The following is an 11,662-nucleotide window of genomic DNA, read 5'->3' on the forward strand; positions in this document are numbered from 1 at the left end:
GTCACTGGTGATCCTCTTTCACACCGAGCGCGGTCAGCAGCCGCTCGCGGTACTCGCCCAGCAGGGGGTCCCGGTACGTGCGCGGGTGCGGGCGGTCGATGGTCAGGTCGAGGCCGATGCGGCCCTCTTCGAGCACGAGGACCCGGTCGGCGAGCACGATCGCCTCGTCGACGTCGTGGGTGACGAGCAGGACGGAGGGCCTGTGGTGCTCCCACAGCTGCCTGAGCAGGGTGTGCATCCTGATCCGGGTGAGCGCGTCCAGGGCGCCGAACGGTTCGTCGGCCAGCAGCAGTTCGGGGTCGCGGACGAGGGAGCGGGCCAGTGCCGCGCGCTGGGCCTCGCCGCCGGACAGCTCGTTCGGCCAGGCGCGCTCACGGCCCTTCAGGCCCACCTCGGCGAGGGCCTCGCGGCCCCTGTCGGCGGCCGCCTTGCCGTCCGCGCCGAGCAGTACGTTGTCGAGGACCCGGCGCCAGGGCAGCAGCCGGGAGTCCTGGAAGACGACGGACACCCGGGCCGGCGCGGTGAGCCGGCCGCTGCCCACCACCTCGTGGTCGAGCCCGGCGACCGCCCGCAGCAGCGTGCTCTTGCCGGAGCCGCTGTGCCCGAGCAGGGCGACGAACTGCCCGGCGGGGATGTCGAGGTCGACGCCGTCGAGGACCTTGCGCCCGTCGAACGACCGGGTGAGTTCCCGGAGTTGCACGGCAGGCTGGGTGGCTGTGGCCGTCGCCGTCGGTGACTCGGGGGCGGCCTGCGGCTCAGGGGTGGTCGGCCGCCCGGTGGTCGTCAGCTGCTCAGCGTGCGTCGCCATGACAGCACCCTCCGTTCGATGAGACGGACCGCGCTGTCGGAGATCAGGCCGAAGATCCCGTAGACGACCAGGCCGACGAGGATCACGTCGCTCTGGCCGTAGTTCTGGGCCTGGAACATCATGTAGCCGAGTCCGTTGGTGGCGTTGATCTGTTCCAGCACGACCAGGCCCAGCCAGGAGCCGGTCACCCCGAGCCGCAGGCCCACGAAGAACCCGGGCAGCGCGCCGGGGATGACGATCTGCCGGACGAACTGGAGCCTCGACAGGCCCTGGACCTCGGCGAGTTCGACGAAGCGGCTGTCGATCCCGGCCAGCGCGGCATGCGTGTTGAGGTAGATCGGGATGTAGACGACGATGGCGATGATCGCGATCTTGAAGGTCTCACCGATGCCCAGCCAGAGGATGAACAGCGGGATCAGACCCAGGGTCGGGATCGCCCGGTTGAGCTGCACGGTCCCGTCGATCAGCGCCTCGCCGACCCGGCTGAGCCCGGAGGCCAGGGCGAGCGTGACACCGGCGGTCAGCCCGATCACGAACCCGAATCCGGCCCGCTGCAACGAGGTCACGATGTCCGTCGTCAGCGTCCCGTCGGTCCACAGATGCACGGCTGTCTCGAGCACGGTCCAGGGCGCCGGGATCGCCGCCGGATCGAGTTGCCCGGCGGCGGAGGCGACGGCCCAGAGGGCGAGGAACAGCACCGGCCCGACGAGCCGGGAGGCGGGCAGCCGCTTACCGGGGGAGAGACGCCGACGCCTGCGGACCTGGGTCGCCTTCTCGGCGACGACAGCGGCGGGGGCGGCAGCGGTGGCAGGGGCGGCAGCGGTGGCAGCGGTGGCAGCGGTGGCAGCGGTGGCAGCGGTGGCAGGGGCGGTGGCAGTGGCGATGGACGCGGCGTCGGCGGTGGTGGAGGATGCGTCGGCGGTGGAGGTGCCCCCGGTGGTCGTCGAGGCACCCGTGGTCACGGCGCTCACTTCCGGTACTCCGCGGGCACGGCCTTCGCCGCGATCCCCTCGAACCGCCGGTCGAAGAGCGTGTCGACGTCGAACTTCTTCACGAAGCCGCCCTCCGCCAGCAGATCCGCGGTCTCCTGCTCCCATTTGATCGACTCGTCCCAACTCGGCGGGAACAGCGGCTTGTTGGCGAGCTCGGTGATCGACTCGGCCTGGGCGAGCGTCAGGTTCTGGGTCTTCACGTAGAACTCCTCGTTCCAGATGTCCGGGTTCTCGTACTGCCAGACCGCGCCCTTCGCCCAGTACGGGATGTACGCGGCGACGGCGGCCACCTTCTCGGAGTCGCTCAGCACGGAGGCCGGCGCCCACAGCAGGTTGAGCAGGTCCACCACGTCGGTGGGGATCGTGTGGGCGCCCTTGGACCCGTACTGCTGCAGATAGGCGGGCGCCTGCTGGTTGGCGAGCGGCGCGACATCCACCTGGCCCGACTGCAGGGCCGTCAGGAACTGGTTGCTGGTCAGCGGGACGAGCTCCGCGTCGTCGTACGCGAGCCCCGCTTCCTTCAACGCCCGCAGAAGTACGACGCCCTGCGCCTGCCCCTGCGAGAAGGCGAGCTTCTTGCCCCGGAAATCCTCGACCGAGGCGATGTCGCTGCCGGGTTTTGTGGCGAAGAGATAGTTCGGCTTCCGGGTGACGTTGATCGCGACGATCTTCGCGTCGTATCCCTGGTAATGCGCCTGGATCGGCGGAATCCCCGCGTTGTTGGCGACGTCCAGCGACCCCGCCCGGAAGGCGTTGATGACATCGGGTCCTGCGCCGATGTTCGCCCAACTGCTCACCGTGAAAGGCAGATCGTCGAGTTTCGCGAGCTCGAGCTGCAACTCCTGCTGATTCTGGAAGGAGGCGATCTTCAGGCTCGTACCCGAGGGAACCTTGGTGGGCAGCGGCGCGTCCGCGGCCGTACGGGCGGTCGCCGCACTGCTGTCGGCGCAGCCGCTCAGCCCGGCCGCCGCGGCCGTGACGCCGAGGAGAGAGGTGAGGAAGAGTCGCCGGTCGAAACCGGGCGCGGCGGAAGAAGGCATGGGAGGACCCCCAGAGGGAAACGGTGGGAAGGCGCACGAAATCGTGCACAGAAGAAATCCGCGGAAGCGGACAGAGACAGAGACAGAGACAGAGGCAGAGACACAAGGAAGCTGCGGAAGGAGAATTCACGCAGGAAGAAGTGCCGCGTCGGCCGGAGTGCGATGGGCACTCCGGTACGTCAACGTGTCAGCAACAGAGGGTGCGACAACTCGTGAGCAGCATGAATACGATGTTCCCGGTCTTCGGTATTGTCTGTCAACATTCGGAGTTTCTGAATTAACTGGCCTCTGCCGAGGCGTGGTCGAGACGCGCCACGGCTCCCAGCGGGTCCCGGTAGAGCACGTCCAGAGTCACCGCCCCGCCCGCCGTGGCCAGCACGGATTCGGGGAAACTCGTCGGCCCCACGGCCGCCGCCCGGTCCGCCCCGACGGCCTCCCGCAACGCGGCGAGGCAGTCCTCCCGGCCGATGATCCCGATCTCGGTGACGACCACGGTCTCCGGGTTCAGCACGTCGAGCAGCAGCTCCGCCGCCCGCCCCACCATCCGCGCCCGCTCCACCAGCAGCCGTACGGCCGTCGCGTCACCGCCCGCCGCCGCGTCCAGCACCCGCATCGGGTTCACCCCGTCGATGACCCCGGCTGCCCGCGCCCGCCGGCACAGGGTCCGCTCGCTCAACTCGGCCTGGAGGCAGCCGACCCGACCGCAGTCGCAGGGCTCCGTACCGCCGGGCAACGGCAGATGGGCGATCGCCCCGGCCTGCGAGCGGGGCCCGTGGTGCACCTCGTCGTTGGTCGCGAACGCCGCGTCGACCACGTTGCCGACGAACAGGTGCAGCACACTCCGGCTGCCACGCGCCCGCCCGAACAGCTGCTCGGCGCCCACCAACGCCCGCGCGTGCCCGTCCACATGGACCGGCAGCCCGGTCAGGGCGCCGAGTATCTCCCGCACCGGCACCTCGCGCCAGCCCAGCAGCGGATGCTCGACGACGGTCCCGGTCTCCCGGTCCACCCAGCCACCGGCCGCGAAGCCGACGGCCAGGGCCCGGCAGGCCGGCGCCGCGTCCAGCAGGGCCCGGAGTTCGTCGGCGGCCCGCGCCAGGACCGGGGCGGGGTCGGTGGACCCGTGCTTCACCTGCCGCTCCACGACCACCCGTCCGCGCAGATCGAGCAGCGCGACCGTCGTGTACGGCACGGCCACATGCACACCACCCACCACGAACCGCGAGTCGTCCAGGTCGAGGGGCACGTGCGGGCGCCCCACCCCCTTGGCCCGCCGGGGCGGTTCGGCCTCACGGATGAGACCGAGCCCCGTGAACCGGGCGCAGTAGTCGGTCACAGAGGCCGGCGACAGCCCGGTCACCCGGGCGATGGTGCTGCGCGCCACGGGCCCGTGCTCCAGCACGGACCGCAGCACCACGCTGGCGCTGGTCCGCCGCCGGTCACTGTCGGCGACACGCGGTACGGGAGACGAAGCGCGAGACGTGAGAGCAGAAGGAGGGGGAGCGTAAAGGGTGGGTGCTGCCGCGGCATGGGGCATGGCGATCATCCTCGGGAACGGGTCCGACACTGCGCCGTCTCGAAAAGGCGAGGCGCGCCGGAGCCGCCTCACCCGGGGCGGCGACAGGTGGCCGTGCCCACGCGTCGCAGGTCGACGTAGCGACGCGACGAGAAGTACCGGGCTTGAGCAACCATGCGCTCGAAGCTAGCAAAACGGGCCACCGCTGCCCAGACGGCGACCGACGGGCGAGACGGCACCTGTCCACGTAGCCGACCGGATTGGCGAAACCCTACAGACTCGACGTGACGCCCCCTCATGGCCGAAGCCACGTCACCTCAGTGACCGGCGTCACGCCGTACCGGGTGTAACACGCATCCTTTGTGGGAAGTCCACCAAGCCGTCGTTCCCCCCTTTGTCGAGCGCTGACGGTGTCCGGCGCGAGGGGCCTGGGATAGCGTCACCGTGTCCCCGCCGTCTTCACCCGCCGGAGTGAGCCCGAACATGAGCACCGCCGCCGCCACGTCAGCCCGCCCCGGCGAGGTTCTCGCCGACCTCCTCCCCGTCTCCAGCGTCCGCGTCCGTGACATCGCGCTCGTGGTCGGCGGCGCCGCGCTCACCGGGCTCGCCGCCCAGATCGCCGTGCCCGTACCGGGCTCCCCGGTCCCGGTCACCGGCCAGACCTTCGCAGCCCTGCTCGTGGGTACCACCCTCGGCGCGGGCCGCGGTGTCGCCTCGCTCGCCCTGTACGCGCTGGCCGGTCTTGTCGGTATGCCGTGGTTCGCGAACGGCACCTCCGGTGTCGGCGTCTCCTTCGGCTACATCCTCGGCATGATCCTCGCCGTCGCCGCCGTGGGTGCCCTGGCCCGCCGCGGCGGCGACCGCTCCACACTGCGTATGGCGGGCACGATGCTCGTCGGCGAGGCGATCATCTACGCCGTGGGCGTCCCGTACCTCGCCGCCACCGCCGACATCAGCCTCTCCTCCGCCGTCGCGGTCGGCCTCACCCCCTTCCTGCTCGGCGACGCCATCAAGGTCGCCCTGGCCATGGGGCTGCTGCCGACGGCATGGAAGCTGCTGAGGAAGTGACGCCGTAGCACAGCACCGCCGAGGAGGCGCCGCTCAAGAAGTGACGCCGTAACCTCTCCGAAGAGGTTCGCCGGGTCGTACTCCGACCGCACCACGGCGAGTCTCTTCCGCGTTCGGGGGGTCGTACAGCCCCGCGCCCCGACCCCCGGCGCCGAACGCGAAGTCGACCGCCCGCCCCAGCGTCCAGGGCCGCACCACATCGAACGCCGGGTCGAGGATCCGCCGGGCGGGCTCCCACTCGGCCATCGCCACCAGCCGCACCAGGAACCGCCCTTCGCGGTACGGCACCGGGTTGGGCGCGGGCTTCGCGAGCGCCTCGCCCAGCTGGTTGACCTGCACGACACACATCGCGTCCGCCTCGGCCCGGTCCGCGCGAGCACCTCGTCCACGGCCTCGACGCCCAGCTCGCTCAGCACACCGCGCTCGGTGGGTCAGGACTCCTGCCGGGCCCGCCGGTGGTTCCACCACAGGCCCGCCGCGCCGGCCGAGACGAGCGCGGTGCCGGCCATGCCGAGCGGCAGGACACGGTCGTCCGGACCGGTCTGGGGCAGCTCGTCCGGCTTGTCGTCCTTCCCCCCGCCGCCGCCCCCGTCACTGTCGCCGTCACCGCTGCCGGGGGTGACCGGGCTGTTGTCGGTGCCGAGCAGCAGCGGCGTGGCGGGCTCGTTGGGCGACTGGTTGGTCGTGCCGAACGGGACCGGGCCCTGCTGCCAGAAGGTCTTCGAACCGTCGGGGTTCTGGACCGGCAGACAGATCTTGCCCTGCTTGCTCAGGTCGTACGTGGCGTCGATCGCGTAGGTCTTCGACTTTCCGGCTGCCAGATCGTCGATCGCGCACGCGAAACCGCTGTTCGCGCCGTCGGGAAGATCCCCCTCGGGGATGGCCGAACAGCCTTCGACGTTCTTGACCGTCATGCCGTCAAAACCGACCACAAGCAATCGGATTTCCCCGCTCGCCTTGCTGCCCTCGTTCTTGACGACGCCGGTGATATCCGTCTCCTTGGACTTGTTGTCGACTTTGATCTCCTTGGACAGCAGCGTGGACAGTTTCACTCCTTCCGGTGCCGCGTCCATGGCCTTTCCGCCATGATTGCTCAATCCCCCCTCGTCACCCGCCGACGCCGTGAAGCCGAGGATCATCACCGACGTGAACGACGCGGTGAGCAGCGATCCGACGATGGCGGCCTTGCGATGAGAACTCATGTTCCATCCCCCTTGCGTCCCCCTGGCCGTGCCTGAATTCACGGCCTATGAAGAGGTACCACAAGATTTCTCGGCACTATGCTGGTGCGGCACGAAGTGTGACCAATGCGCGACTTTTTGGTTCTTCTGTGGCATGTGCGGTCAGTTGTTGAAGGGGGGCATTGGGGTGCCGGAAATAACGCGGGGCGGTGTTCCGGGTCTTATGGTGACCGGCCGTTATCGGCTGGTCGAAAGTATCGGCCAAGGTGGAATGGGCCGGGTCTGGCGGGCCACCGACGAAATACTCGACCGACAGGTCGCCGTCAAGGAAATGCGCATCGACGGCCTCGACCCGGAGGACAGCCGCACCCGACGCGAGCGAACCCTGCGGGAGGCCAGGGCCACGGCCCGTATCGACCACCCCAACGTCGTACGCATCTACGACGTGGTCGACGCGGGCGAGCGGCTCTGGATCGTCATGGAACTGGTCGACGGCCGCTCCCTGGAACGGCTCGTGGCGGAGGACGGCCCCCTGGACGTGCGCGACACGGCCCGGATCGGCCTCGAACTCGTCGACGCGCTGGGCCAGGTGCACGCCCAGGGCGTCCTCCACCGCGACATCAAACCGGCCAACGTCCTCGTCAAGCGCGTGGGCGCCCACCAGGCCGTCCTCACCGACTTCGGCATCGCCGCCATCCAGAACGCCGAGGCCCTCACCATGGCCGGCATGCTCGTCGGCTCCCCCGACTACATGGCCCCCGAGCGCGTCTCCGGCCGCCTCCAGGGCCCGCCCTCCGACCTCTGGTCCCTCGGCGCCACCCTCTGCGCCGCCCTCGGCGGCCGCTCCCCCTTCTCCCGCTCCACCACCCTCGCCACCCTCCACGCCGTCCTCTACGAGGAGCCGGAACTCCCCACCACCGCAGGCGCTCTCCACGACATCCTGGCCGCCCTCCTCCTGAAACAACCGGAGGCCCGCCCCGGCCTGGACGAACTCACCGACGTGCTCCGCGCCATCGCCACGAGCCCGCCGAAGCCCACGCCCACGAGCCCGGCAACGGCCGCGCCTACGGCCACGGGGACGGGGTCGGGGGAGCCAAGTCTTTGGGGCACGGGGGAGAGGCAGTCGGCCGGTGGCGGAGGGGTGGCCGCCGGGGCAGGGCAGCCGGGGACCGGGACCGGGGCCGGGATCGGGGCCGGGGCCGGGGAGGCGGCGGCCGGGAGCGAGGAGCCGGGGGCCGGAGTCTCGGAGTCCGTGGCCGGGTTCGGTGAACCTGTGGCCGGAAGGCCGGGTCCCGTGACCGGTGTCGCGGATCCGTCGGCCGGTAGCTTCCAAGAACCCGAGGCGAAGACGCCGGAGCCCGCACGGGACCCCGCTCCCACCGCACGCCCCACCCCGGTACAGCCGACGCCGACGCTACTGAACCGGCCCGAACCCGATCCCGCATCCGGGCCACGATCGGAGCCGGTACCGGCACAGACCCCGAAGCCCCGGCCGGCCCCCGATCCCGGGCCGCCCCCCGAGCCCCGGCCCGCGCCCACTCCCCACCTCGCATCCGGCACCGAGCCCCCCACCCCCGAACCCGACCGCGTCACCACCCCCGTCCTCAACCGCACACCCCTCCCACCCCCTCCGCCCTTCGCCTCCCAGCGCCCGGCGGTCCCCGAAAACCCCTACCTGAGCCCCCCGCCCGAGCCCGCAAACGCCTCCTCCGAGGCCCCGCCCGCGAGCACCTCCGAACTCCCCTCGGAGGGCGCGCCGAAGCCCCCCGGCGGAAGCGAACTGCCGACACAGCCCAGGCCCACTCCCATGCCGCCCGGCGAACTACTGGGCACACCCGTGCCGTCGAGGCGCACGAAGCCCGCCGAACCCACGGAACCCGCCGGCCCCACGAGCCCCGAAACCGCCGAAACCGCCGGCACTCCCGCCACCTCCACGGGTCCTACGGGTCCTACGGAACATCGGCGGAACAGGCGCCGCATCGGCCTCATCGCGGCCGCCGCCGTGGCCGGGACAGCCGCCGTCGCCGCAGTCGTCGTACCGACGATGGGCGGCTCGCCCGACGACAAGGACGACCAGGCTTCTTCCTCGGCCTCCTCGGCCTCCCCCTCCAGCCCGCCCCCCACCGTCGCCGGCACCTCCCGCCCGCCCAAGCTGCCGCCCGGCGCCCGTACGGAGGCCGGTGTGTTCGCCTGGGTGCCGCCGGAGGGGTTCTCGCGCGAGGTGCACGCCGGTGCCGAGGTGCACTACACCTCGCCCGACGCCCGGCAGGAGATCGTCGGCAAGGCCTCCCTCGCGCGCGGCGACCTTCTGGAGCAGTGGCAGAAGAAGGAGAAAAGCACCAGCGAGGGGCCGGGATACGACCGGATCCGCCTGGAGGAGACCGAGTTCCGGGGCGAGCCCGCCGTCGTGTGGGAGTACACCGTCACGGCCCAGGAACTGCCCTGGCACGTCCGCTCCCTGGGCTTCGACACCGGCGGCAAGTCCTACCAGCTCACCACCTGGTACCACCCCGACATCGAGGACCGCGCCCTCCCCGTCTACGAGAAGGTCGAGAAGAGCTTCACACCCCTGTGAACGTCCCGCCCGTGAACGTCCCGCCCGTGAGCATCCCGCCCGTGAGCGTCCCGGACGACGAGAAGGGGCCCGGCGTACGAACCGCCACCGGACCCCACCTCCGCACCTCGGAACTCTGGAACGGGCTCGACCGCCCCGCGCTCAGTGCACCTTGTCGGCCACCTCGGCGGTGGTGGCCTTCCGGCCGCCGATCTTCTCCTTGACGATCGCGATGCCGACGACGACCGCCGCGACCAGCAGCGACAGCAGCAGGATCTCGCGGTTGCCGTGCTCGCTGTCGGTGAGCATGTAGCCGAGGACGAAGAGGATCAGCCCGATCGTGGCCCACGTCAGATACGGGTACAGCCACATCTTCACGACGAGCTTCTCCGGCGTCTCACGCTCGATGATCCGCCGCATGCGCAGCTGCGAGAAGCAGATGACGAGCCACACGAACAGGGCGACCGCGCCGGAGGAGTTGACCAGGAAGAGGAAGACACCCTCGGGGAAGAAGTAGTTGAAGATGACGGCGACGAACCCGAAGACGACCGAGGAGAGGATCGCGGCCATCGGCACACCCCGCGCGTTCGTACGGCCGAAAGCGCGCGGCGCGTCCCCGCGCTGACCCAGCGAGAACGCCATCCGCGACGCGGTGTACAGACCGGAGTTCAGACAGGACAGCACCGACGTCAGCACGATGAAGTTCATGATCTGACCGGCGTGCGCGATCCCGAGGGAGTCCAGGGCGGCGACGTAGGAGCCCTTCTCCTTGATCGACGGGTCGTTCCACGGCAGCAGCGTCACCACGACGAAGATCGAACCGAGGTAGAAGACGCCGATCCGCCAGATGATGCTGTTGGTGGACTTGGTGATCGCCTTCTGCGGGTTCTCCGTCTCCCCGGCGGCCAGCGTGGCGATCTCGCTGCCCATGAAGGAGAAGACGACCAGCAGCACGCCGATGAGGATCGCGCCCGCACCGTTGGGCAGGAACCCGCCGTGGTCGGTCAGGTTGGACAGCCCGGCCTTGTCGGTGTCGGCCCCCGGCAGCAGCCCGAACACCGCGAGACCGCCCACCACGATGAACGCGGCTATCGCGACGACCTTGATCCCGGCGAACCAGAACTCGAACTCACCGTAGGAGCCGACCGAGACCAGGTTCGTGGCGGTCAGTACGACCATCACGATCAGCGCCCAGCCCCACTGCGGCACCGCCGGCATCCAGCCCTCCAGGATCACCGCACCCGCGGTCGCCTCGACCGCGAGCACGACGACCCAGAAGAACCAGTACAGCCAGCCGATCGAGAACCCGGCCCAGCGCCCGAGCGCGCGGTCGGCATGGGCCGAGAACGAACCCGACGTCGGGTTGGCGGCGGACATCTCGCCGAGCATCCGCATCACCAGCACCACCATCGTGCCGACGAGCGCGTACGACAGGAGGATGCCGGGTCCGGCGGTCCTGATACCGGAACTCGACCCGACGAACAGACCGGCCCCGATCACACCACCGATCGCGATCATCGACAGATGACGGTTCTTGAGACCGGCGTGGAGACCGGGGGAGGGGGGAGAGGAGGAGCCTGAGGTGTCCGTCTGGGACGGCAGAGTCGGCTGCGAGGTCATGGGGGGAGTTTCCTTTGCGCCGTTGTGGGGACTTCCGTGCGTCTGCCCAGCGACTCCCCGATCGACTCTCGTAAGAGCGGGAAACGAGAGTCGACGGATGGGGGCCGGGTGAGCCGCTGTAAAGATCGGTCCAGTGAATCGGAGGTAAAAGGATTCCTGAACCTTTGAATCCAGATTGTTACTTGAGGTTTACTTGAGGTTCCGTGGCGCAGCTCACGGTTTCGCGTGTCCGCACCCCGTAGTGCCGCACCGAAACACGCGTGTCACACTCGGACCATGCGCGTCTACCTCGGCTCGGATCACGCCGGATACGAACTCAAGAACCACCTCGTGGAGTGGCTGAAGGCCGCCGGCCACGAGCCCGTCGACTGCGGGCCCCACATCTACGACGCTCAGGACGACTACCCGCCGTTCTGCCTCCGCGCGGCGGAGCGCACGGCCGCGGACCCCGGGTCTCTCGGCATCGTCATCGGCGGTTCCGGCAACGGGGAGCAGATCGCCGCGAACAAGGTGGCCGGAGTTCGCGCCGCGCTCGCGTGGAGCGCCGAGACCGCCGCGCTGGGCCGCGAGCACAACAACGCGAACGTCGTCGCCGTCGGCGCCCGCATGCACTCCGAGGAAGATGCGACCAAGTTCGTCGAGACCTTCCTCAACACCCCGTTCTCCGGCGACGAGCGCCACATCCGCCGCATCGACATGCTGGCTTCCTACGAGACCACCGGCGACCTGCCCCCGATCCCGGCGCACCACCCCCAGCCGTAGTTCTTTGGCCGCCAACGAACTCGGGAGACCGATCTCGTAAGGCGGCTGCGGGTCGTGTGTGGTCGCTCGCGCAGTTCCCCGCGCCTCTTACCGGCATGGGGCGCACCCGGTGCTTTCAAGG

10 protein-coding genes are annotated in these 11,662 nt (G+C 70.0%); 3 read left to right on the forward strand and 7 right to left on the reverse strand.

The window, feature by feature from the left end:
- Window position 1 precedes the first annotated feature (1 nt).
- The 4 genes from ACFU53_RS25715 to ACFU53_RS25730 form a co-directional block, all read right to left on the reverse strand.
- Window positions 2-808 (reverse strand): ABC transporter ATP-binding protein, encoded by an 807-nt coding sequence (locus ACFU53_RS25715; protein ID WP_383996840.1) that lies wholly within the window; start codon window positions 806-808, stop codon window positions 2-4.
- Complete coding sequence (locus tag ACFU53_RS25720) at window positions 784-1,779, reverse strand: ABC transporter permease (RefSeq protein WP_383996843.1); 996 nt, start codon at window positions 1,777-1,779, stop codon at window positions 784-786. The genes ACFU53_RS25715 and ACFU53_RS25720 overlap by 25 nt, the downstream gene beginning before the upstream one ends.
- Window positions 1,776-2,840 (reverse strand): ABC transporter substrate-binding protein, encoded by a 1,065-nt coding sequence (locus ACFU53_RS25725; RefSeq protein ID WP_383996845.1) that lies wholly within the window; start codon window positions 2,838-2,840, stop codon window positions 1,776-1,778. The genes ACFU53_RS25720 and ACFU53_RS25725 overlap by 4 nt, the downstream gene beginning before the upstream one ends.
- A gap of 277 nt (window positions 2,841-3,117) precedes the next feature.
- Entirely contained in the window at window positions 3,118-4,377 is a 1,260-nt protein-coding gene (locus tag ACFU53_RS25730) for an ROK family protein (RefSeq protein ID WP_383996848.1), read from the reverse strand.
- 462 nt (window positions 4,378-4,839) lie between these two features.
- Here ACFU53_RS25730 and ACFU53_RS25735 point away from each other — a divergent pair, with 462 nt between their 5' ends.
- Window positions 4,840-5,424, forward strand: coding sequence for a biotin transporter BioY (locus ACFU53_RS25735; RefSeq protein ID WP_383996852.1), 585 nt, complete (start codon window positions 4,840-4,842; stop codon window positions 5,422-5,424).
- Window positions 5,425-5,457: 33 nt separating this feature from the next.
- Here ACFU53_RS25735 and ACFU53_RS25740 read toward each other — a convergent pair whose 3' ends face one another.
- Window positions 5,458-5,772 (reverse strand): hypothetical protein, encoded by a 315-nt coding sequence (locus ACFU53_RS25740; RefSeq protein WP_383996855.1) that lies wholly within the window; start codon window positions 5,770-5,772, stop codon window positions 5,458-5,460.
- Window positions 5,773-5,855: 83 nt separating this feature from the next.
- Window positions 5,856-6,626 carry a cell wall protein gene (locus ACFU53_RS25745; protein ID WP_383996857.1) on the reverse strand — a complete coding sequence of 257 codons (771 nt, stop codon included), beginning with the start codon at window positions 6,624-6,626 and terminating at the stop codon, window positions 5,856-5,858.
- A 250-nt stretch (window positions 6,627-6,876) separates the two neighbouring features.
- Between ACFU53_RS25745 and ACFU53_RS25750 the strand changes: the two genes are divergently transcribed.
- The gene (locus ACFU53_RS25750; RefSeq protein WP_383996860.1) at window positions 6,877-9,180 is read left to right on the forward strand and encodes a protein kinase; all 2,304 of its coding nucleotides are present in this window, start codon (window positions 6,877-6,879) and stop codon (window positions 9,178-9,180) included.
- A 141-nt stretch (window positions 9,181-9,321) separates the two neighbouring features.
- On the opposite strand, the gene ACFU53_RS25755 is transcribed toward ACFU53_RS25750, so the two are convergent.
- Entirely contained in the window at window positions 9,322-10,779 is a 1,458-nt protein-coding gene (locus tag ACFU53_RS25755; RefSeq protein WP_383996863.1) for an amino acid permease, read from the reverse strand.
- A gap of 276 nt (window positions 10,780-11,055) precedes the next feature.
- Between ACFU53_RS25755 and ACFU53_RS25760 the strand changes: the two genes are divergently transcribed.
- Complete coding sequence (locus tag ACFU53_RS25760) at window positions 11,056-11,541, forward strand: ribose-5-phosphate isomerase (RefSeq protein ID WP_383996866.1); 486 nt, start codon at window positions 11,056-11,058, stop codon at window positions 11,539-11,541.
- The last annotated feature ends 121 nt before the right edge of the window (window positions 11,542-11,662 follow it).

The organism is Streptomyces sp. NPDC057474 (assembly GCF_042802555.1).
In the GTDB taxonomy this organism is placed as follows: domain Bacteria; phylum Actinomycetota; class Actinomycetes; order Streptomycetales; family Streptomycetaceae; genus Streptomyces.